At 72.2% G+C, this 21785-nt stretch carries 20 protein-coding genes and 1 pseudogene; 8 read left to right on the forward strand and 13 right to left on the reverse strand.

All coding sequences use genetic code 11. The annotated features are described in order from the left end of the window. The first annotated feature begins 34 nt into the window (after window positions 1-34). Both M8I34_RS38260 and M8I34_RS41755 read left to right on the forward strand, forming a co-directional pair. A complete protein-coding gene (locus tag M8I34_RS38260) occupies window positions 35-1729 on the forward strand; it encodes a DUF885 domain-containing protein (protein WP_250057617.1) in 1695 nt (564 codons plus the stop codon). Window positions 1730-1807: 78 nt separating this feature from the next. Continuing rightward, a complete protein-coding gene (locus M8I34_RS41755) occupies window positions 1808-3322 on the forward strand; it encodes a GNAT family N-acetyltransferase (RefSeq protein ID WP_308372779.1) in 1515 nt (504 codons plus the stop codon). Here the strand turns inward: M8I34_RS41755 and M8I34_RS38275 are convergent. After that, complete coding sequence (locus tag M8I34_RS38275) at window positions 3294-4160, reverse strand: SDR family oxidoreductase (RefSeq protein WP_250057618.1); 867 nt, start codon at window positions 4158-4160, stop codon at window positions 3294-3296. The two genes, M8I34_RS41755 and M8I34_RS38275, sit on opposite strands and share 29 nt — an antisense overlap. A gap of 275 nt (window positions 4161-4435) precedes the next feature. Continuing rightward, window positions 4436-4903: pseudogene (locus M8I34_RS38280) on the reverse strand (rhodanese-like domain-containing protein); the annotation flags it as partial. A gap of 95 nt (window positions 4904-4998) precedes the next feature. Between M8I34_RS38280 and M8I34_RS38285 the strand changes: the two are divergent. Further along, window positions 4999-5445 (forward strand): Lrp/AsnC family transcriptional regulator, encoded by a 447-nt coding sequence (locus M8I34_RS38285; RefSeq protein ID WP_250057620.1) that lies wholly within the window; start codon window positions 4999-5001, stop codon window positions 5443-5445. A 33-nt stretch (window positions 5446-5478) separates the two neighbouring features. On the opposite strand, the gene M8I34_RS38290 is transcribed toward M8I34_RS38285, so the two are convergent. From M8I34_RS38290 to M8I34_RS38305, 4 genes are all read right to left on the reverse strand, one after another. After that, entirely contained in the window at window positions 5479-8775 is a 3297-nt protein-coding gene (locus tag M8I34_RS38290; RefSeq protein WP_250057622.1) for an AAA family ATPase, read from the reverse strand. Next, window positions 8772-9938 (reverse strand): exonuclease SbcCD subunit D, encoded by a 1167-nt coding sequence (locus tag M8I34_RS38295; protein ID WP_244417267.1) that lies wholly within the window; start codon window positions 9936-9938, stop codon window positions 8772-8774. Before M8I34_RS38295 ends, M8I34_RS38290 begins: the two co-directional genes overlap by 4 nt. Window positions 9939-10377: 439 nt before the next feature. Further along, window positions 10378-11883, reverse strand: coding sequence for an APC family permease (locus M8I34_RS38300; protein WP_250057624.1), 1506 nt, complete (start codon window positions 11881-11883; stop codon window positions 10378-10380). A 241-nt stretch (window positions 11884-12124) separates the two neighbouring features. Continuing rightward, window positions 12125-12751: a YigZ family protein gene (locus M8I34_RS38305; protein WP_250057626.1), complete on the reverse strand. Its 627-nt coding sequence runs from the start codon at window positions 12749-12751 to the stop codon at window positions 12125-12127. A gap of 262 nt (window positions 12752-13013) precedes the next feature. Between M8I34_RS38305 and M8I34_RS38310 the strand changes: the two genes are divergently transcribed. The 3 genes from M8I34_RS38310 to M8I34_RS38320 all read left to right on the forward strand — a co-directional run bounded on the left by M8I34_RS38310 (window position 13014) and on the right by M8I34_RS38320 (window position 14996). Next, on the forward strand, window positions 13014-13790 hold the full coding sequence (locus tag M8I34_RS38310) for a type VII secretion system-associated protein (RefSeq protein WP_250057628.1): 777 nt from the start codon (window positions 13014-13016) through the stop codon (window positions 13788-13790). A gap of 242 nt (window positions 13791-14032) precedes the next feature. Further along, entirely contained in the window at window positions 14033-14440 is a 408-nt protein-coding gene (locus tag M8I34_RS38315; protein ID WP_250057629.1) for a CoA-binding protein, read from the forward strand. 25 nt (window positions 14441-14465) lie between these two features. Then, the gene (locus M8I34_RS38320; RefSeq protein WP_250057631.1) at window positions 14466-14996 is read left to right on the forward strand and encodes a GNAT family N-acetyltransferase; all 531 of its coding nucleotides are present in this window, start codon (window positions 14466-14468) and stop codon (window positions 14994-14996) included. Here M8I34_RS38320 and M8I34_RS38325 read toward each other — a convergent pair. The 4 genes from M8I34_RS38325 to M8I34_RS38340 all read right to left on the reverse strand — a co-directional run bounded on the left by M8I34_RS38325 (window position 14993) and on the right by M8I34_RS38340 (window position 17118). Beyond that, window positions 14993-15364, reverse strand: a complete 372-nt coding sequence (locus M8I34_RS38325; RefSeq protein ID WP_250057633.1) for a hypothetical protein — start codon at window positions 15362-15364, stop codon at window positions 14993-14995. The genes M8I34_RS38320 and M8I34_RS38325 overlap by 4 nt on opposite strands. Window positions 15365-15507: 143 nt before the next feature. Beyond that, window positions 15508-15798, reverse strand: coding sequence for a muconolactone Delta-isomerase family protein (locus M8I34_RS38330; protein ID WP_250057635.1), 291 nt, complete (start codon window positions 15796-15798; stop codon window positions 15508-15510). Window positions 15799-15945: 147 nt separating this feature from the next. Next, window positions 15946-16503, reverse strand: a complete 558-nt coding sequence (locus tag M8I34_RS38335) for a YbaK/EbsC family protein (RefSeq protein ID WP_250057637.1) — start codon at window positions 16501-16503, stop codon at window positions 15946-15948. A 42-nt stretch (window positions 16504-16545) separates the two neighbouring features. Beyond that, complete coding sequence (locus tag M8I34_RS38340; protein ID WP_250057638.1) at window positions 16546-17118, reverse strand: cupin domain-containing protein; 573 nt, start codon at window positions 17116-17118, stop codon at window positions 16546-16548. Window positions 17119-17224: 106 nt separating this feature from the next. On the opposite strand from M8I34_RS38340, the gene M8I34_RS38345 reads away from it, so the two are divergent. Continuing rightward, window positions 17225-18094 (forward strand): DMT family transporter, encoded by an 870-nt coding sequence (locus tag M8I34_RS38345; RefSeq protein WP_030985096.1) that lies wholly within the window; start codon window positions 17225-17227, stop codon window positions 18092-18094. Window positions 18095-18136: 42 nt separating this feature from the next. On the opposite strand, the gene M8I34_RS38350 is transcribed toward M8I34_RS38345, so the two are convergent. Then, the gene (locus M8I34_RS38350) at window positions 18137-18901 is read right to left on the reverse strand and encodes a DapH/DapD/GlmU-related protein (RefSeq protein ID WP_250057640.1); all 765 of its coding nucleotides are present in this window, start codon (window positions 18899-18901) and stop codon (window positions 18137-18139) included. 142 nt (window positions 18902-19043) lie between these two features. On the opposite strand from M8I34_RS38350, the gene M8I34_RS38355 reads away from it, so the two are divergent. Continuing rightward, window positions 19044-19583 carry a gamma carbonic anhydrase family protein gene (locus M8I34_RS38355; protein WP_250057642.1) on the forward strand — a complete coding sequence of 180 codons (540 nt, stop codon included), beginning with the start codon at window positions 19044-19046 and terminating at the stop codon, window positions 19581-19583. Between the two features lie 76 nt (window positions 19584-19659). Here the strand turns inward: M8I34_RS38355 and M8I34_RS38360 are convergent, their stop codons facing one another. Then, window positions 19660-20421: an enoyl-CoA hydratase/isomerase family protein gene (locus M8I34_RS38360; RefSeq protein WP_250057644.1), complete on the reverse strand. Its 762-nt coding sequence runs from the start codon at window positions 20419-20421 to the stop codon at window positions 19660-19662. Between the two features lie 54 nt (window positions 20422-20475). Next, window positions 20476-21729 carry a cytochrome P450 gene (locus M8I34_RS38365; protein WP_250057646.1) on the reverse strand — a complete coding sequence of 418 codons (1254 nt, stop codon included), beginning with the start codon at window positions 21727-21729 and terminating at the stop codon, window positions 20476-20478. Window positions 21730-21785 lie beyond the last annotated feature (56 nt).

Below are 21785 nucleotides of genomic sequence, written 5' to 3' on the forward strand. Positions count from 1 at the left end.
GACGCGGCGGGGCCATCCGTACGAGGATGGATCCATGTCCCACACCACTTCTTCCGAGGGCGGTCCGCTGCCCCGCCAGGTCGCCGATGCCTATGTCGACGCCCTCGTCGACCTGGACCCGATCACCGGCACCTTCCTCGGCATCGCCGAGAGCTCCCGCAAGCTCCCCGACTTCTCACCGACGGGCCAGGAAGCGGTGGCCCAGCTCGCCCGTACGACGCTGGAGAAGCTCACCGAGGCCGAGTCCCGGCCGGGTGCGGACACCGCCGCCGAGCAGATCTGCGCGCGGCTGCTTCGCGAGCGGCTGACCGCGGAGCTGGCGGTCCACGAGGCGGGCGAGGGCCTGCGCACGGTCAGCAATCTCAGCTCGCCGCTGCACCACGTCCGTGAGGTCTTCACGGTCACCCCGGCCGAGACCGACGAGGACTGGACGGCGATCGCCCAGCGGCTGCGGGCCGTACCCGCCGCGCTGGAGGGATACCGCGCCGCCCTCGACGCCGGACTGAAGCGTGATCTGCCCGCCGGACCGCTCCAGGTCCGCACCGTCATCGGCCAGTTGGACGAGTGGATCGGTACGGACCGCAGCTGGTTCGCCGAGTTCACCGACCCGGGCCCGGACAGCCTGCGCGCCGAGCTGACCGAGGCCGCCGGGGTGGCGACCGGCGCCCTGGTGGAGCTGCGCGACTGGTTCCGTGACAGCTATGCCCCCGCCATCGCGGGCGCACCGGACGTGGTGGGCCGGGAGCGCTACGCCCTGCTCGCCCGCTACTTCAACGGCGCCGACCTCGACGCGGACGAGGCGTACGCCTACGGCTGGTCCGAGTTCCACCGGCTGCTGGCCGAGATGGAGACCGAGGCCGAGAAGGTCCTGCCCGGGGCGAAGACGCCATGGGAGGCGCTGGCCTGGTGCGATGAGCACGGCGAGGCGATCGAGGGCGTCGAGGAGACCCGGCAGTGGCTCCAGTCCCTCATCGACGAGGCCATCGACGGGCTCGACGGCACCCACTTCGAGCTGGCGGAGCGGGTGCGCCGGGTCGAGTCGCGGATCGCCCCGCCCGGTGGCGCCGCCGCCCCGTACTACACCCAGCCGTCGCTGGACTTCTCCCGTCCCGGCCGCACCTGGCTGCCGACGATGGGCGAGACCCGCTTCCCGGCGTACGACCTGGTCTCCACCTGGTACCACGAGGGCGTGCCCGGCCATCACCTCCAGCTGGCGCAGTGGGCCCATGTCGCCGACCAGCTCTCGCGGTACCAGACGACGGTGGGCATCGTCAGCGCCAACGCCGAGGGCTGGGCGCTGTACGCCGAGCGCCTCATGGACGAACTCGGCTTCCTGACCAGCGCCGAACGACGCCTCGGCTATCTGGACGCGCAGATGATGCGGGCCGTCCGGGTCATCATCGACATCGGGATGCATCTGGAGCTGGAGATCCCGGCGGACTCCCCCTTCCACCCGGGTGAACGCTGGACACCGGAGCTGGCGCACGAGTTCTTCGCCCGGCACAGCAGCCGCCCGGCCGACTTCGTCGAGAGCGAGATCACCCGCTACCAGGGCATGGCCGGCCAGGCGATCGGCTACAAGCTCGGTGAGCGGGTGTGGCTCCAGGGCCGAGAGGCGGCCCGCGCCCGGCACGGCGCGGACTTCGACCTCAAGGCCTGGCACATGGCGGCGCTGTCCCAGGGGTCGCTGGGCCTGGACGACCTGCTGAGCGAGCTGTCGGCGCTCTGACCGCGGCCCGGGTGTGCGGCGGCCGGCCACTTCGAACGGTGTTGTGGCCGGCCGTCGCCGTCCGTAAGGTCCGCTGGCATGACAGTGGACCTCGCGGCGGACCGGCCGCTGCTTCTGTTCCCCGGCGACCCGCTCCGCCCGCGCCTGGGGGCAGCTCCCGGCCGAAGGCTGGGGGCCGATCCGCACTTCGCGGCCGAGGCGGCCGCGGCGCAGTCGGCCGGCGCGGCGACCGCGGTGCTCGACCACGAGGCGCTGGCCGCCGGGGACGCCGAAGGGGCGGTGGCCCGGGTTCCGCGCGATGCCGGACCGGTCTGGTACCGCGGCTGGATGCTGCCCGCCGGCCGCTACACCGAGCTGTCCGCGGCGCTCACCGCCCGCGGCTGCCGTCTGCTGACCTCGCCCGCCGCCTACCGCTCCGCCCATGAGCTCCCGGGCTGGTACGCCACCTTCCGCGCCCTCACCCCGCACAGCGTCTGGCTTCCCTGCGCACCCGGCCGGCCCCCGGAGCGGGCGGCCCTGGCGGAGCTTGCCGAGGCATTCGGCGCGGCGGGCGGGCCCCGTCCGCTCGTCGTCAAGGACTGGGTCAAGTCCCGTAAACACGAATGGGACGAGGCCGCTTATGTGCCGGACGCGGCCGACACCGAGCGGCTGGCCTCGGTCGTCGGCCGCTTCGTCGACCTCCAGGAGGAGTTCTTGACCGGGGGCGTGGTGCTGCGCGCCTTCGAGCCGTTCGCCGGAGTGGGTGAGGCGCGGGTGTGGTGGGTGGACGGCGAGCCGGTATGGATCGGCCCGCACCCCGACACTCCGGGGCTGCGCCCCGCCCCCGATCTCACCCATGTGGCGCCTGCCGTACGGGAGTTGGGCCTGCCCTTCGTCACCACCGATCTGGCGCTGCGCACCGACGGCGTATGGCGGGTGGTGGAGGTCGGCGACGGACAGGTCAGCGGCCTGCCGGCGGGGGCGGACCACCGTCCGCTGTTCGAGGCACTGGTCACCGCGGGCGCCGGATACCCGCTGGCGCTCGCGGCGGGCCGGGTGGCCCTGCGCGCCCTGCTGCCGACGACCGCCGCCCGGGTCGCGGACGGCGAGCCCGCGGGCTTCGACTGGATCGACGGCACACCGCCCGAGGCCACCTCCGGCGGCGCCGGTATCGCCGTACGAGCTGCCGCGGCAGGCCGCTACCGTCCCGGCTGGGGCGTCTTCGTCCTGTCCGACGCGGCAGCCGGTACGGCACTCGGCAGCATCGGCTTCCACGGCCCGCCGGATGCCGAGGGCTTCGTGGAGATCGGCTATGACCTCTCCCCGTCCGCCCGCGGCGCCGGATGGGCGACCGACGCGGCGCGACTGCTCGCCGGCTGGGCGGCCACCCACCCCGAGGTACGGACGGTGTGCGCCCTGACCGAGCCGGAGAACGTGCCGTCCCAGCGCGTTCTGGTACGAGCGGGCTTCCGGTTCGTCGGAGAGCGCGACGGGATGCGCGCCTACGAGATCGACACGTCCGCAGCCACTGACGCTTCCGCTGCCGCTGCCGCTGCCACTGATGCTTCCGCTGACGCTGCCGGGGTCAACGCCGGAAACCGCCCTCCGAGTTGATGACCTCCCCGGTGATCCAGCCCGCCTCGTCGGTCGCGAGCCAGGCGATCAGCCGGGCCGGGTCGTCGGGCGTGCCCCACTCGCCCCCGGGGAAGCGCCCCGCGACCCGCTCGCGCAGCGCGCCGACCGCGTAACCGGTGTCCACCGGGCCCGGGTTGACGGTGTTCACGGTCACCCCGAGGCCGGCGAACGTGGTGGCGAGGCTGCGGGTGGCCGAGGCGAGCGCCCCCTTGGCCAGGCCATAGGCGATCTCCTCCGGCATACCGTCGCCCAGGTCCTGTCCGGAGGTCATCATCACGATCCGCCCGCCTGACAGCCCTGGTACGCGCCGACGGGCGTAGGCCTGCGCGAGGAGGATCACCGACCGGGTGTTGACCGCCCAATGGGTGTCGAGCATCGCCGCGTCGAGGGCGTCCAGGGGGCCGTCGCTGCCACTGAGCGCGTGGTTGGCGACGAGGATGTCCAGTCTGCCGCCGAGCGCCTCGGCCGCGGTGTCGAGGAGGCGGGCGGGGGCGTCCGGCCGGGCCAGATCGGCCGGCCCGTGGGCCACCACCGCTCCGGGTACGGCGAGTTCCCGTACCCCGGCGGCGACCGCGTCCGGGCCGCCCGGGTCCGCTCCCCAGGGCTGCCCGCTGTCATGCGGAACGTGGTGGTGCAGATAGACGCCGGCTCCGTATGCGGCCAGCCGCCGGGCGACGGCGTAGCCGATGCCGCGCCGCCGGCTCGCTCCGGTGACCAGGGCGGTACGGCCGAGGAGCGGCAGCGGGTCGCGGCGCGGTACGTCGGTGTCCGCGGCGGGCCGGGTGCTCTCGGCAGGACGGCTGTTGTCGTAGGTCATGACACGCCAGCCTGGTGGCCGCGGGGCGAGACTGTCACCCGCATTTCCGTACGCCGGATCGGCGTACGGCGCGGACACCACGCCGGATTTCCGTACGCCCGTGGCGCACCGCGCGGACACCACGCGCGCCTTTCCGCACGCCGGTGCCGTCCTGCGCAGACACCACGCACGCCTTTCCGTCTACCGGTGGCGCACCGCGCAGACACCACGCGAAGCGCTTCCCCCGCCCCCACCGGAGCCTTCAGAGGACCGGCCACGGGAGCCATCAGCCGATCCCCCACAGGAGCCGTCAACGGATCAGCCGCCCGCCGCTCCCTGCCCTGCCGGGTCTCGACCTCGTAGCCCTCCCGGATCCAGTGCTCGATACCGCCGAGCATCTCCTTGACCCGGTGGCCGAGCTGGGCCAGCGCGAGGGCGGCGCGGGTGGCACCGTCGCAGCCGGGCCCCCAGCAGTACACGACGACCGGGACCGCCGGATCGAGCAGCTCCCCCGCGTCCTGCGGGATCCGGGCGGCCGGCAGGTGCACGGCGCCCGGAACATGGCCCTGGTCCCAGGCCTCGGTACTGCGGGAGTCGACGACGACGAAGTCGGTGGCGCCGGCCGCGAGGGCGGTGTGCACATCGGCGACATCGGTGTGGAAGGCGAGCCGGGCGGCGAAGTACGCGGCGGCTTCGTCGGGCGCAGCCGGCGCGGTGGCCAGGACACGGCTGGGGGCGGCGGGCCGCGGCGTCTGTAGGGGCATGACCGACAATTTACGGTCCCGTTCTCGGGGCCGAGAAGTGATGATCACCGGCGAACCCCTTGATCTGCCGGTGATTCCACTGCTAGACAGCCCGGATGACCGGCTATTCCCCCGACGCCACCGACTGGCGCATCCTCGACGTCCTCCAGCACAACGGCCGCGCGGGCTACGCCGAGCTCGCCCGCGCCGTGAACATGTCCGCCAGCGCCGTCACCGAACGGGTCCGCCGGCTGGAGGAAGCCGGGGTGATCTCGGGCTACGCGGCGGTGATCGACCCCGAGCGCGTCGGACTGCCGGTGCTCGCCTTCGTGCGGCTGCGCTATCCGAACGGCAACTACAAGCCGTTCCACGATCTGCTGGAGACGACGCCGGAGATCCTGGAGGCGCACCACGTCACGGGCGACGACTGCTTCGTCCTCAAGGTCGCCGCCCGGTCGATGAAGCATCTCGAGGAGGTGTCCGGCCGGATCGGCGCGCTGGGCGCGGTGACCACCAGCGTCGTCTACTCCTCGCCGCTCTCCCGCCGCGCCGTCAGCCGGTGACCTGGGGCTTCGCGGCGCCCCCGCCCGGCACGCTCAGCCCCGTACCCGATGCCGGACCGTCGAGCCCGACCGGTCCTTGACGACCTCCAGCTGGGCGGGGATGCGCGCCTTGAGGTCGGCGACATGGCTGACGATGCCGACGCTGCGGTCGCGTTCGCGCAGTGAGTCCAGAACGTCCAGCACCTCGTCCAGGGTCTGTTCGTCCAGGCTCCCGAACCCCTCGTCGATGAAGAGGGTGTCCAGCCGGGTGCCGCCCGCCTCGTCGGTGACGACATCGGCGAGGCCGAGCGCCAGCGCGAGCGAGGCGAAGAAGGTCTCGCCGCCGGAGAGGCTGGAGGTGTCCCGTTCGTGGCCGGTCCAGGCGTCGACGACGTGCAGGCCGAGGCCGGAACGCCGGGCGCCGCCGGCCCGTTCGTCGGAGTGGACGAGGGTGTAGCGGCCGCCGGACATCCGGTGCAGGCGGGCCGTGGCGGCGGCCGCGACCTGTTCGAGCCGGGCGGCGAGCACATACGACTCCAGGCGCATCCGCCGCTCGTTCTCCGTGGACGTACCGGAGGCGAGTCCGGCGAGACGGGCGATGCGGTCGTAGGCGGCACGCGCCGGGGCCAGGGCGCGGGCATCGGCCTCGGCGCGGGCGGAGAGCCGGTCGAGCTCCGTACAGCGTTCCAGGGCCGCGGCATGGGTGGCGGACGCCGTACGCAGCCGCGCCGCCGCGGCCTGGTGCGCGGCCTGTGCGGCGACCGGGTCCGCGGGCGGCAGGGCCGCGGCGGCGGAGGTCTCGGGGTCGGCCAGCTCCGCTTCCACCGCGGCGGATTCGGCCTGCCAGTCGTCGAGTTGCTGTTGCAGCACGCGCCATTCGTCGTCCCGCAGCAGCGCCTCCGCGGCGGCCCGCGGGGTGTCGAATCCTGCGCGGTAGGCGGCGTCGGACAGCCCGGCGTCGGCGTCCTTGAGCCGCTCGGCGCAGGCGTTCGCCGTCCGGGCCGCCTCCGCCGCCGCGGCGAGCAGGGTGACCTGCCGCTCCAGCCGCGCGGCCCGGTCGGCCACGCTCGGGCAGTCGCCCCGCGCCCGGGTCAGCTCCTCTTCCAAGGCGGCCCGTTCGCGGTCCAGCGCCTCACGGTGGGAGGTACGCGCAGCGGCCCGGCGCTCGGCCTGCTGCTGCTCGTCGCGGCGCCGTTCGTACTCACGCTCGGCGCGTCCGAGCGCCTCGCGGGCGGCATGGAGGTCGGCGCCGCGCGCATGGGCGCGGGCGAAATCGGCGCGCAACTCCTCGACCTGCGCGGCGAGTTCACCGGTCGGGGCGTCCCCCGCCGTGGCGGCAGCGGCGGCCAGCGCCTCCTTGGCCGACTGGTGGTGGTCCGCCGCCTGCTGACGGGTCTCCTCGGCCTGACGGTGCGCTTCCAGGGCGGCCTCCTCGGCCGTCCGGTCGACGTGGTCCGCGTCGACCCGGGCCGGGTCGGGGTGCTCGGTAGCCCCGCACACCGCGCACGCCTGACCGTCGCGCAGCCCGTCCGCGAGCTCGGCGGCGATCCCGCGCAGCCTGCGGTCCTTGAGATCGAGCCAGTGCTCATGGGCTGCCGCGGAGCGCTCCCGGGCGGCGAGCAGCTCGCCTTCCGCCGACCGCACATCGGCACCGAGCCGGTCGCGACGACGGGCCGCTTCCCATCGTTCGGCGGCCGGTTCGATCCGTGCGCCGAGCTGTTCGGCCCGGGTGGCGGCCTCCTGGGCCGTCTCGATGCGCTGCCGGTGGGCGCGCTGGGCCTCGTTCCAGGTGGCGAGCCACTCGGCGGCGTCCAGCAGCGTCTGCTCGTCGGCCCGCGCCTCGCGGTCGAGGCCGGCCCGCTCCCGGGTGATGTCGGCGGCTCGCCGCTCGGCCCGCCGGGCCGCCCCGAGCGAACCCAGCTCCTCCCGCACCTGCCGTTCCTGTGCGGCGAGTTGCTCACCCTCGGCGTCGGCGAGGCCGGACGGCAGCGGGCTTCTGTGCTGCCGCTCGGCGCGCTGCGCCGCGTCCAGTTCGCGCCAGGCGGCATCACGCAGGGCGAGCGCGGGCGCGACCTCCGCGGCCGCACGGGCCCGCGCCAGCCTGTCGCGGGTGCGCTCCCGCTCCTCGGCACGGTCAGCGAGCCGGGCGGCCCGTCGCCGGGCATCCGCGTACCGCTGCTGGAGCCGATGCCGCTCGCGGGCCTCTTCCCCGCGCCCGGCCGCCTGGTGCTCCGCGACCTCCGCGGCGCGCACCGCGGACCATGCGACCGCCAGCCGCTCCCGCGCACTCACCCGGGCGACGGCTGCCCTGACCAGCACCGCCTCGGCGAAGCCCGGCTCCCCGGGGCCGGGCGCGGCCGGGTCTTGCGCGGCGGCGGTACGGGCCGACGCGGCCTGCCCGCCCCGTCCGCCGCCCTCCACGGACCCGGCCTGCCCCGGCACGGTCGCCGTGACCGTCGCGTTCGTCCCGGTCGTCCCCCTTGTCGTGGCCGTCGCCGCCGCCCGGCCGCGCCCGCCGGCCGCCGCGGCACCGCGTCCGCGCGCCGCTGCACCCGCCGGCGCCTGCCCGTTCCGGTCCGGCGCCGGGACCGACGGATCGGTGAGATCGGGGCTCTCCCCCGCCGCCTGCGCCATCCGGTGCGCCAGCGCCAACAGCCGTTCGTCGCCCGCCGTGACCGTGTCCGCGGCCGTCTTGCGGCGCGCATTCAACTGCTCTTCGAGGGCCGCGAACCGCCGGGTGTCGAAGAGCCGCCCCAGCAGCCGGGAGCGGGCCTCCGCATCGGCCCGCAGAAAGCGCGCGAAGTCGCCCTGCGGCAGCAGCACCACCTGGCAGAACTGCTCCTTGCTCATCCCGAGCAGCTGGCCGATCTCCTCGCCGATCTCCTGATGCGAGCGGCTCAGCGCCTTCCAGCGACCGCCCGCGCCGTCCGCAGGGCCGTCGCCGTCCGCCGCTCCCCCGGCCCCGGCCCCCGCCTCGGCCCCCGCCGGAACGAATTCCCGCAGCCTGCTCTGTGCCTTCTCCTTCGTCGTACCGCTGCCCCGCTTCTTGGGGCGTGGCTGCTCGGGGAGCCTGGTGATCTCCAACCGCCGCTCGCCCACGGTCAGTTCGAGGACGACTTCGGTGAGGGTCAGCGGGTCGGCCAGATCGCTGCGCAGCGCCTGGCCGCTCTGCCGCGCCCCGGGCACTGATCCGTACAGCGCAAAGCACACCGCGTCCAGGACCGAGGTCTTGCCCGCGCCCGTCGGTCCGTGCAGCAGAAACAGACCGTCCCGCGACAGCCGGTCGAAGTCGACGGTCTGCGAGCCGCCGAAGGGTCCGAAGGCGGTGAGGGTGAGCCGGTGCAGCCTCAACGCGCCACCTCGGCCGCCATGTCGTCGACCCGCACCTCGTCGATCGCCGAGCGCAGTTCGTCCCGCTCCTGCTCATCGGCCACCCGGCCGGACCGTACGTGTTCCACGAAGTCCTCGGCGATCTCCTGGTCGCTGCGCCCGCGCAACCGCTGCGCGTACGAGGCCAGCGAACGGGTGGGACCCTCGTCGGGATCGAAGACGAGGCTGACGATGTGCGGGAAGCGCCGGGCGAGCCGGGCCATGGGCTCGTGCGGGCGGGCGGTGTCGGTGAGCGTCGCCTCGACCCAGGACTCCTCGTGCCGGCCCGGCTCCGGGTCGTCGAGCAGCTGCTCCAGCGGGCCCCGGATACGGGCCAGCGGCCGCGGCACCGGGCAGTCCACCCGCTCCGCGTGCACGGCGCCGTCCGCGTCGAGATCCACGATCCATGACGACTTGCGGTGACCGGCCTCGGAGAAGGAGTAGGCGAGCGGCGATCCGGAGTAGCGGACCCGCTCGGTGAGGGTCTGACAGCCGTGCAGATGCCCGAGCGCTACGTAGTCCACGCCGTCGAACACGGCCACGGGGACGGAGGCGACCCCGCCGACGGTGATATCGCGCTCGCTGTCGCTGACCGCCCCGCCGGTGACAAAGGCATGCGCAAGGACCACGGAACGGGTCCCCGCGGGCCGGCCCGCGAGATCGGCCCGCACCCGGTCCATCGCCGCGCCCAGCACCTCTGCGTGGTCGGCCCGCCGTGCGCCGAGGGTGTCGCGCACCATGGCGGGTTCGAGGTACGGCAGTCCGTAGAGCGCCACCGGGCCATGGGCATCCGCGAGCAGCACCGGCGTACCGCAGCCGGCAGGGTCGGTGCGGAGATGGATGCCGGCCTGCTCCATCAGTCCGGAGCCGACGCCCAACCGGCGGGCCGAGTCATGGTTGCCGGAGATCATCACCGTCGGGACACCGAGACCGGCGAGCCGGTGCAGGGCGTCATCGAACAGCTCGACGGCGGCGAGCGGCGGCACGGCACGGTCGTAGACATCGCCGGCGACCAGCACCGCGTCGATCTCCCTGGCACGCACCGTCTCGACGAGATGATCGAGGAACGCACGCTGGGCGGAGAGCAGGCTCACGCGGTGGAAGGACCGTCCCAGATGCCAGTCGGAGGTGTGCAGAAATCTCACCCAGCGGCTCCGACCTGCATTTTTCCCCTCCGAGAGCACACGAACCTGCACCGGTCCAGCCGGGTACGACGACCGGTCCCAGCCCCGTCGGCTGCCGCCCGCACCCCGCCTGTCACGGCCCACATTCTTGCATCCACACCGGTGCGTTTGTGCGCGGAAGCTACTTCAGGCCCGGTCCCGGACCAGCAGCGCCCTCTGCACCCGGTGGGACAGCCCCAGCTTGGCGCGCACACGACTGACGTGCGCTTTCACCGCTGCCGGAATCATCGGTCTGTCGCTGATCGGCATGGCCTCGCGGCGGTGCCGGCCGCGATATGGCCGGCCCGCCGGGCAGCCCGTACGCACACGCTGGCGCCGATCGCCACCGAGTAGCCCTCGTCGGGAACGGCGGCCCCACGGCAAAGCGGGCACGCTCACCGTGGAAGCGTGAGAGGAGGCCTCAACCGCCCCCGGCGGCGCCCACCGTTCCCACGGCTCCCTTGTCCTCCTCGTCTCCCCCGGCCGCCTCGGCGTCCGGATCCCCGCCGTGCAGATACTCCTCGCTGATCTGCTTCGGCCCGAACGGCCACTCCTTCTCGTAGCGGGCCCAGGCGAGAAAGGCCACGAGGCCCGCCCCGACCCACGCCAGCGACCATTCGATGGGGTGCCTGCCGGGCGAGTTGCGGTCCGCGTAGCCGTAGATCACCAGCCAGCCGACCAGCGCCACAACGCTCGGCAGCGGATAGAGCCACATCCGGTACGGGCGGCGCAGCCCCGGCTGACGGCGGCGCAGCACGGTCACCGCCGCGACCTGGGCCAGCGACTGCACGATCACCATGACGGTGGTCAGCAGCTGGATGATGGTGGCCAGGTCGGTGTGCCGTCCGATGAGGAAGCCCACCGCCATCACGGCTCCCATGGTCAGCAGGCCCAGCACGGGGAAGCGGTGGCGCGGGTGCAGCTTGCCGTACGGGCGGAAGAAGACCCGGTCGCGGGCGGCGTCGTAGGGGACCCGGGAGCCGCCGAGGAGTCCGGTGAAGACGGAGGCGACGGCGGTGATGAGGATGAGCACGGTGACGGTCTCGGCGGCGCCCCTGCCCCAGGCCTTCTCCAGCACGGCGGAGGCGACCGAGGAGGACGCCGTGGAGTGCGGGTCGAGCATGTCCTGCCAGTTCACGATGCCCAGGGTGCCGATCTGTAGCAGCAGATAGATCGTCATGATGCCCAGGATCGAGGTGATGACGGCGCGGGGGATGGTGCGGCCGGGCTGTCTGATCTCGGCGCCCATGTACGCGATGGTGTTGTAGCCGAGGTAGTCGTAGATGCCGATCGTCAGGCCGGCCGCGAAGCCGATCCAGAAGTGACTCGCCGTCAGCTCGAAGGCGTGGGCGGGGTAGGTGAAGGCACGCTCCGGGCTGAAGTGGGTGAACGCGGCGACGATGACCAGGAGGACGGAGGCGATCATCACCGTCCACAGGACGACGGTGAGCTTGGCGATGTTCTCCACCCGTCGCCACAGCAGCGCGATGATGCCCACGGTGACGACGAGGCCGACGAGGTCGCCCTGCCCCGGACTCATGTCCGGCCACAGATAGCCGAGGTACTGCACAAAGCCGATCACGCCGGTGGACATCCCCAGCGGGATGAACAGCATGGCCGTCCAGACGAACAGAAACGGCATCAGCTTGCCGGTCCGGTACTGGAAAGCCTGCCGCAGATAGACATAGCTGCCGCCCGCACCGGGCAGCGACGCCCCCAGCTCGGCCCAGATCAGCCCGTCAGCGAGCGCCAGGACCGCGCCGGCGAGAAACCCGGTCACGGCCTGTGGCCCGCCGAACGCCGCGACCATCAGCGGGATGGTCACAAAGGGGCCGATGCCGCACATCTGACTCATATTGATGGCGGTGGCCTGGAACAGACCGATCCGGCGGACGAATCCCACGCGCTCATCGAGGAGTTCAGGCATGGGGAAGCCTTTCTCGTGCCGGCACGCACACCGGTTTCGCGGCCCGTTCTCACCGCGCCACAGGCTGACACGATCCGCGCCCCCGCGCACCGGTCCGAACCGGACTTTCCGGCGCAACGGGCCCCCTTCCCGCAGCCGCCGCACAGGCCCGGGGCCGTCCGGGGCAATGACCCACCTGGAACCCCGCCATCAGGCCCCTCAGCCCCACCCCGCCGTCCCGGGGGCAGGCCGCCCGCCCCTCTCAGAGCTCCCCGTACGCCTCGCCGCCGAGCTCCAGCCGGGCCGTGCCGGCGGTGGTGTCCGCGAGCCAGCCGCGGAAGGCGTCCAGATCGGCCTCCGGCAGCCCGATCTCGATGCTTACCTCCGCCCCGTAGGTCACCTCGCGCACCGCCCGCCCCGTCGTGCGCAGCTCGTTCTCCACCCGGCCCGCGCGCTGGTGGTCGACGGTGACCGTCACCAGGCGGAAGCGCTTCCGGGTGACCGTGCCGAGCGCATCCAGCGCCTCGCCGACGACGCCTCCGTACGCGCGGATGAGGCCGCCCGCGCCCAGCTTGACCCCGCCGAAGTAGCGGGTGACGACGGCGACGACATAGCGCATCTCGCGGCGCACCAGCATCTGGAGCATCGGTACGCCCGCGGTACCGCCCGGCTCGCCGTCGTCGCTCGCCTTCTGGATGCCGCCGTCGGCGCCCAGGACGTAGGCGAAGCAGTGATGGCGGGCCGTGGGGTGCTCCTTGCGGATGCGCGCGATGAAGTCCTGGGCCTCGGCCTCGGTCGCGACCGGCGCGAGCGCGCAGAGGAAGCGGGACTTGTTGATCTCGATCTCATGGACGCCCTCGCGCGCGAGCGTGCGGTACTGCTCCTGCATCCGACCAGCCTATGCGGCCCCTGTGACAGGCGGACACCGGCCGCTCCCCCGGACCGCGCCGCGCTGGGGTGTCCGCCGTAAGGGCGCGGGTGTCCGCCGTACGGGCGCGTTCCGCGCGGCCAGGCGGCGTACCCACCCCGTCCGCACGGTGCGTCGGTGAGACGTGCGCCCCGGCCGTGGGCACTGTGAGGTCAGTGCGAGAGCCTCGTGTTTCCGGGGCCCCGCTCGTACGTGTAGGAACGGCGGGTTTGCGGAGGGCTGCATGGAAGAGAGCACACAGTCGGCGATGACGGCGGGAGTTCCGGTGACGGGCGAGGAGATGCCCGAGCCCCCGCCGGAGGTCATCGAGGCGGCACGCACGGCACCCGACCACTGGCTGGCCATGGTGGATCTGACCTGGCAGGGCGAGGGGCCACCGCCCCTGTGGGCGCTGATCGGACAATGGCGCTCGAGCCCGACGGGCGAGATCGTGGAGTGGCGGGACAACCCGGAGTACCGGCCGTCACCCCAGATGCTGGACTGGGCGGAGCCGACCGATGCGGTCGACAGCGCGCTCCAGCTCGCCGCGACCGGCTACGGACCGGGAGAGGCCGTCTCCGAAGCGCTGGCGCGCGCGGAGGTCTCCGTCCTGGTCACCGCGACCGGTACGCCACTGGCCGCCGCCTCGCCCGAGGGCACCCCGGTGATCCCCGTCTATACCTCGCAGAGCTACCTCGAATCGGTGGGCCGTCTGCTGTACGACCGACGGCCGGTGGCCGAACTCGTCGAGCAGCTGCCGCCGGGGCATGCGCTGTACCTCAACCCGACCGGCCCGGTGAGCATGCTGGTCGACACCGAGGAGCTGCGCGCGATGTTGACGGGCACATCCGGGACGGCGGCCGAGACGCGGGAACCCGTGGCGCCGCGGCCTGGCACCGGAGCCGGCGGCGCGGAGCCGGTGGGCAGCAGCCGGGCGATCGGCAAACCGGCCCGTGCCGCGACGGGCAGCACCGTCGGGGCCGGGCTGGCCGGCAGCGGAAGGGCCCGCGGCGCGAACTGAGCCGTCGGCGCAGAGACCCGCCCCGCCCGTCTTCCCCTTCGGGCGGGGCGTCTGCCGTCCGGCGCGCACCCATGGCTGCACGCCGCACGGCCAAGGGCCTCTCGTTCGGATCGTGCCGGGCCGACCCCAGCGAACGACCCTCGTCATCAACGAAAGACCCTGGTCATCTCCCGCGACGGGAATCTCCGGGTCGCGCCGTCCGTTGAGCCGCACAGGACCCTTCCATCCGCAGGAGGCAGTGCGTGTACGGCGACCCCAGCACGATCCGCAAGATCCTCACCGAGCTCGGCGACACCTGGGCCGTCGTGGGCCTGTCCCACAACGAACAGCGCGCCGCGCACGGCGTCGCGGAGGTGTTGCAGCGGTACGGCAAGCGGATCGTGCCGGTGCATCCCAAGGCCGAGACGGTGCACGGCGAGCAGGGGTATCCCTCACTGGCCGCGATTCCCTTTCCGGTCGATGTGGTCGATGTGTTCGTCAACAGCGAGCATGCGGGCGGCGTCGCCGATGAGGCCGTGGCGGTCGGGGCGAAGGCGGTCTGGTTCCAGCTCGGGGTGATCGACGAGGCGGCCTGGGACCGGGTGCACGACTCCGGGCTCGACATGGTGATGGACCGCTGTCCGGCGATTGAGATTCCCCGTTTGGGCTGAGCGGCGGGTGCGTTAGCGTCCGGGCATGATCGTGACCCGAGCCGCTGTTCCCGAGGACGCCACCGAACTCGTCCGGCTGCGCCGGCTGATGTTCCTTGCGATGAACGGGCGCGATTCTCCGGGGAGTTGGGAGCGGGACGGGGAGGCGACGGTGCGACGGCAGCTGGTCGGCGCGGATGCCCGGCTGGCCGGATTCGTGGTGACGGGTGACGAGGCGGGTGCGCCGCATCTTGCGGCGTGCGCACTCGGCACCGTCGAGGAACGGCTGCCGTCACCGAGCCACCCGTCGGGGCGCTTCGGCTTCGTCTTCAACGTCTGTACGGATCCCCGCTATCGGGGCCGCGGCTATGCGCGCGCCACGACGGAGGCGCTGCTGGGCTGGTTCGCCGAGCGGGGCGTCACCCGGGTCGATCTCCATGCCACCGACGACGCCGAGCCGCTGTACCGCAGCCTGGGCTTCACCGAGCACTCCCTGGCGCTGTCGCTGGATGTGCGGTCCGCCGAGTTCGCCCACCCCATGAGTACGCCCTGCCGGCCGACAGCGGACCGCCCCTAGTCCAGGCGGGAAACCTGGTAGTGGCCGATGTACCAGCCGTCCTCCATACGCCTTACCAGCACAGCGAGATGAACGGCGAGCGCAGGCCGGTCGGGGAACGCGAAGTCGACGCTCAGGTAACCGAGCACGAGGTCGCCGGCGAGCCGCCTGGTTTCGAGAATCCGATACGCGGCCGTCATGCCGAGCGGCTGGGAATCGTAGTAGTCGGTGATGCCCGGTCGTCCGACGCTGTAGGGGTGCAGCCCTTGGAAGATCGCGTCTTCGGTGAAGTACGAGGCGACTCGCTGCGGTTCGTGTGCGTCGACGGCCGCTTTCCACCGGTCGAGCACGCCGCGCAGGATGGATTCGTTGTCCGTCGTGCTGTCCATCGGGGCTCTCCTGTCGGGTGGAACCGAGGGTCGATCAATGTTGAGGGCCGATCAGTGTGGGGAACGGCCCCGGGCGCCGTCGTGACCGATCGTGGCGGCGTGCTCCAGCCCCCGACCGGTCCGGACGGCCGGGGTGGGCGCGCCTAACGACGCGGATCGTTCGGGTGCGGGGACAGTGGCGTCACCGTGTCGTGCCGCCACACCCGCAGCGGCATCGACACGAGTACCTGCTCCAGCTGCTCCGCATCGTCTGCGCGGAAAAGACCCCATGTGCGCCATTCACCCGGGGCATGCGGCGGACGCCACAGCCGCAGCAGGCTTCCCTGCGCGGCCAATTCCCGCGCCCGTACCGCTTCCCGGGCCCGGAGCTCCTCCACGGCCTCCGCCGATGTGCCCTCCGGAACGGTGGTCACCATGTCGACCAGGAACTCCATGCGCGGCTCTTCCCGTCACGTCACGCCATGCCCGATGGCGCACACACTAGCCGCGGCCGCGGCTCATCGGTGATCACGGACGGGCGCGGCGCGCCGGGTGACGACCCGGACGAGACGGCCCAGGGGAGACAGCCCTCAGGGGTCTCCCTAGGCGATGCCCAGCCCGTCCAGGACCGTGGCGCCGGGCAGTTCGGCCAGGGCCTTGCCGGGAACGATGAGCTTGCCGCGGCGGCTGCCGCTGCCGATCAGGGCGTAGGGGATGTCGGCGACGGCGGCGTCCACCAGCAGCGGCCAGTCGGCGGGCAGGCCGATCGGGGTGATCCCGCCGTACTCCATCCCGCTGTCGCCGACCGCCTTGTCCATCGGCGCGAACGACGCCTTGCGGGCGCCCAGTTGCCGCCGCACCACGCCGTTGACGTCGACGCGGGTGTGGGAGAGCACGACACAGGCGGCCAGGGTGGTTTCGCCGCCGCGTTTGCCGGCCACCACCACGCAGTTCGCCGACTGCTCCAGGAGCCAGGCACCGTGGTGCTCGACGAGCAGTGCGGTGTCCGCGATGGCCGGGTCCGTCTCGACGTAGCGCAGCTCGCCGACCGGCACGGATCCGTTCCAGGAGCGGATCACCGTGGCCACCGGCTCCACCAGCAGGTCCAGGCACTCGGCAGCGGGGCGGACATCGTCAAAAGCATCCATCGGCACGCGCATGGCGCCAAGCTAACAGCCCTGCCGGAGCGGCGGCGGACCGTCTCAGCGGGCGGGCGGGATGATCACCGACATGGTCATCTCGACCGGTTCCGCACCGTCGTTGCGGTAGCCGTGTGCGACCTTGGCCTCGAAGGTCGCCGAGGCGCCGGCGGGCACCGTGTGCTCCGCACCGTCCACGATCAGCGTCAGCGTGCCGGCCCGGACATGGAGCAGTTCCACGGTGCCGGGCGGATGCGGATCCGAGGCGCTGCTGTCGCCGGGCATCAGGCGCCAGTCCCACAGTTCGTACGGCCCGGGCGCCTCGGCGCCGACAAGGAGCGTGGTGAAGCTGCCGGCCTCGGTGGACCACAGGCGGACCGCCTCGCTCGGCGCCACGATGCGCACCTGCGCGCCCTGTTCGTAGTCGAGGAGCGTGGTGATGCTGACGCCGAGCGCGTCGGCGATCTTGACGGTGGTTCCCACGCTCGGATTCGTCCGGGCCTGCTCGATCTGGATGATCATGCCGCGGCTGACCCCGGCACGGGCCGCCAGTGCATCGAGGGTGAAGCCGCGCTCGGCGCGCCAGTGCTTGAGGTTGCGGGCGAGCGACTGCGTGAGCTGGTCGAGGTCCGTCACGGTCCGTCCAAGTCGGAGGGCAATATATTGGATGCCGCAATGCAGTCCACTGCACTACGGTGTGGTGTACTTCAGCGTCCGGTTCACTGTACTGCGAGGTTTCACCATGACAGCGGTCTTCGCCCTGGCCACCAGCCTTCTGTGGGGGCTCGCCGACTTCGGCGGTGGACTGCTCACCCGACGTCTCCAGGCGCTGACCGTGGTGGTCGTCTCACAGACCCTGGCCGCCGTGGTGCTGGGCGCCATCGTGCTGGCCACCGGCGGCTGGCGGGAGGCCGGACCGCAGCTGTGGTTCGCCGTCGGGGCGGGCGTCGTGGGACCCGCCGCCATGCTCTGCTTCTACCGCGCCCTGGCGCTCGGCCCAATGGGCGTGGTCTCCCCGCTCGCCTCGGTCGGCACCGTCCTCGTACCACTCGGCGTCGGGATCGTGGCGGGCGAGCGGCCGGGGCTGCTCCAGGCCTCCGGCATGGTCGTGGCCGTGATCGGTGTCCTGCTGGCCGGCGGCCCACGGGTCAGCGGGGCGTCCGTGGCCCGCCAGACCATCGTGCTGACGCTGGTCTCGGCGCTCGGGTTCGGCGCGGTGATGGCGCTGATCTCGGAGGCGTCGACGACCCTGACCGGGCTCTTCCTCGCCCTGTTCGTGCAGCGGGTGTGCAATGTCGCCGTCGGTGGCGCCGCCCTGTACGCGTCGGTGCGGCGCGGCACCCCGGCGCTGCCCGAGGGCGGGCTCCCGGCCCTCCGGGGTGCGCTGCCCGCGCTCGGTTTCGTCGGGATCGCCGATGTCGCCGCCAACGGCACCTACGCCCTGGCCGCCCAGAACGGGCCGGTCACCATGGCGGCGGTGCTCGCCTCCCTCTATCCCGTCGTCACCTCGCTCGCCGCACTCGGCGTCCTCAAGGAGCGGCTGCGGGCGATCCAGACGGCCGGCGCCTCCCTCGCGCTGGTCGGCTCGGTGCTGCTCGCCTCGGGGAGCTGACACGGACGGGGCCGACGGCGGCCCGTTCCGCCTGACGGCGGCTCAGGACGCTTCGTACGCCTCCTTGGCTTCCTCCGCCTGCCAGGCGCGCAACGCGACGAGTTGGTCCGAGGTGACACCTTCGGGGATGGGCACCGGCGCCGGCGTGCGCAGCGGCGGCTGCCAGCCCTGCTGGGGATCCCAGCTGCGGACGACCTTGGCGGGTGCGCCGGCGACCACGGCATGATCGGGGACCTCACCGCGGACCACGGCCCCGGCCGCGACCACGACATTCCGCCCCAGCCGTGCCCCGGGCAGGATCACCGCCCCGGTACCGATCCAGCTGCCGGCGCCGATGGCCACCGGGTCGGTGCGCGGCCACTGCTTGCCGACCGGCACATCGGGGTCGTCGTAGCTGTGGTTGGTGGTGGTGACGTAGACACCGGGGCCGAAGAAGCAGTCGTCGCCGATCGTCAGCCGGACATCCGCGATCACATGGCTGCCGCGGCCGAGCACCACACCGTTTCCCAGGGTGAGGATCGGCTCCGGGCCGAGATCGAGGTCCGGCATCATGCCCGCCGTGAGTGTCACGTCCTGGGCGATGATGCAGTAGTCGCCGAGCTCGATCCACGGGTCGCCGAAGACCGTGCCCTGCGGAAAGGCGAGCCGGGTGCCGGTACCGATCCGCCGGAAGCGGTAGGGGCCCGGACGTTCGGCCGTGACGGCCGCGACTTCTCTCACCCAGCGCGCGCCACGGTGGACCGCGCGCGACACGGCCCGGCGCCGCCAGGCCGCGACGGATGAGAACACGTTCTGGTTTATCGGCACTCGCACACCGTACTCAGCCTGCGGACGGCGGGCCGCGCACCGGGCTGTGATCTTCGCCCCACCGGCTGCCGTCCCTGCCCGGCACAGCGGCCGTCGTCTACGGTGCTGTTGGCGCGGCGCACAACGGCAAGGAGATCCAGAGATGGCGGGACGGGCGTTGATTTCACCGGTGGGCGGCAAGGAGCCGAAGGTCGATCAGGGGGCATTCACCGCCCCGACGTCCGTCGTGCTCGGCGAGGTCACCATGGCGGCGGGCGCCAGCGTCTGGTACCACGCCGTGCTGCGGGCCGACTGCGGCCCCATCGTGCTCGGCCCGGACAGCAACATCCAGGACAACTGCACGGTGCATGTGGATCCCGGCTTCCCGGTGACCGTCGGCGCGCGGGTCTCGGTCGGGCACAACGCTGTCCTGCACGGCTGCACCGTCGAGGACGATGTCCTGGTCGGCATGGGTGCCACGGTGCTGAACGGGGCGCACATCGGCGCCGGCTCGCTGATCGCCGCGCAGGCGCTGGTCCCGCAGGGCATGCGGGTTCCGCCCGGCTCACTGGTCGCCGGGGTACCGGCGAAGGTCAAGCGGGAGCTGACCGATGAGGAGCGCGAACTCCTCACGGTCAACGCCACGATGTACGTGGAACTGGCGGCACAGCACCGGGAAGCATTCGCGGCCTCCGAGGAGTGAGGCGGCGACGCGGCCGAGCCGAGCCCGGCTGCGTGGCCGCGGTGCGGACCTGGAAGGGCCCGCACCGTGGTCGGCGTCAGCGCCGGGCGGAGGCCGCGGCGGTCAGCGCGGAGGACAGCAGCTCGGCGTCGAACAGGGAGGCGTCCGCGAGGCGGTTGGCGTTGGCGTACGCGTTCAGCATCAGCTTCGCGGTCCGCAGGGCCGAGGGGGAACGGCGGACCAGCGGCTTGATCCACCGCGTGACGGCGCCATCGAGCTGATCCTCGGGGACGACCTTGTGGAGGATGGACAGCTCCTGCGCGGTGGCGGCGTCGAAGTTGTTCGCGGTCAATATCAGCTCACGGATCCTCGCCGCGCCCGCCTCGTGCAGCAGCCGCGGCATGATCCCGCCCCAGGCCGGCGGCACCCCCAGCCCCAGCTCCGGCAGCCGGAAGCGGCAGGTGTCCGCGCCGACCCGCAGATCGCAGAAGACCGCTAGGCCCACTCCGGCCCCGACCACCCCGCCGTGCAGCCGCGCGATGGTCACCGCGTCGGTGCTCGCCAGGGCCTCACACACCCGTCGCGCCTTGTTGCCCAGGGCCCGCAGCCCCACTCCGGTGGGGTCCTCGGCGAGCAGCGCGGGGAACTCCGCCCGGTCACCGCCCAGACAGAAGTCCTCGCCCGCGCCGGAGAGGACCAGGACCCTGATACCGGCCTCGTCGTCCAGGGCTCCCAGTACGGCGAGCAGCTCGTCGAGGATCTCCCCCGAGATGGCGTTGCCCGTCTCGGGGCAGTTCAACTGCACGGTGAGGACGGGCCCCTCGTGTGTCACGAGGAGGGACTTGAAGTCGTGCATCATGGCCGTTCCTTGTTTCGTTGTTCCGCGGTGCGGGAGACCGGTGCGCCGGGTATGTCAGACACGGACGACCGGAAGCGTGATGAGGCGGCGGAAGGCCACGCGCGGCTCCCAGACGGGAGGGGCGCTGATCCGTAGTCCGGGCAGGCGCTCGAGCAGCGCGGTGAGCAGGCACTCCGCCTCCAGACGGGCCAGCGCGTTGCCCAGGCAATAGTGGATTCCCCCGCCGAAGCTGAGGTGGGAGGCCCGGCGGCTGATGTCGAAGACCTCGGGGGAGGCGAAGTGGTCCGGGTCGTGATGGGCGGCGCCGACCATGATCTGCACCATCTCGTTCTTGCGGACGGTCACCCCGGCGAGCTCGGTGTCCTCGGGAGCCACCCGGCTGATCATGTGGATCGGGGGGTCGTGACGGAGCGTCTCCTCGATCGCGTCCGGTATCTGCTCGGGATGGACGCGCAGCCAGTTCAGCTGGCGGGGGTTCTCCAGAAGCAGCCGGACCATGCTGGAGAGGACATGTGCCGTCGTCTCCAGCGCCGCCAGGACCATGAACAGCGTGAGGAAGTAGACGTCCTCGTCGGCGGCTTCCCGGTCGGGTTCCTGCATGTCCCAGGCGCGGAGCCACGACGAGACCGGGTCGTCCCCCGGATTTCTCCTGCGCTCCTTCACCAAAGACGTAAAATATTCATGCAATTGACGGCTCGACTCGTCGGAGAGCGAGAGCTGACTCGGAGTCGGAAACAGTTCCTGGGTATACACCTGGTCATGGGTGAGCGAGCGCAAAAGCGCGTAGTCGGCGGGCGGGATCTGTAGCCATTCGCCGATGGTGATCACCGGAAGTTCTTCGCTGACCCGTGCACAGAAATCGGCCGGGCCGTGTCTGAGTTCTTCCTCGAAGCGGTCGAGCAGCCGGTCGGTCGTCTGCTCGACCGACGTCCTCATCTCGGCCAGGGATCTGCGGTCGAAAACGTTGCCCACCAGCCGCCGCACACGGGTGTGGTGCGGCTGGTTGAGCATGGGCATCGTGCCGCCCATCTGGCGTGACGCGCTCGCGCTCCAGCGGGCCGCATCGACCTGGCGGGCCCGCCAACCACGGTCAGGGACCCGCCAGGATCTACTTCGCAAAAGCTGGTGACTCAGACCGAAAGAGGTCACCAAATGGCCGCCCCACGGCGCCGGAACGATATCCCCCATCGCCCTGAGTTTCGCGTACAACGGCAACGGATTCGACTGGCCATCGGCCGTGCGCAGACGGGAAAAAAGCGAAACCACACTGCGCCGGTCGACGGGGGCAGCGGCCAGAGCGGGCTGCAAGGCGATACCTTCTTTCAGAAGATCACTCGATAGCGGCCAGCCCTGCATACCCCTAC

The sequence above is a fragment of the Streptomyces sp. MCA2 genome (assembly GCF_023544705.1).
GTDB lineage: Bacteria > Actinomycetota > Actinomycetes > Streptomycetales > Streptomycetaceae > Streptomyces > Streptomyces decoyicus.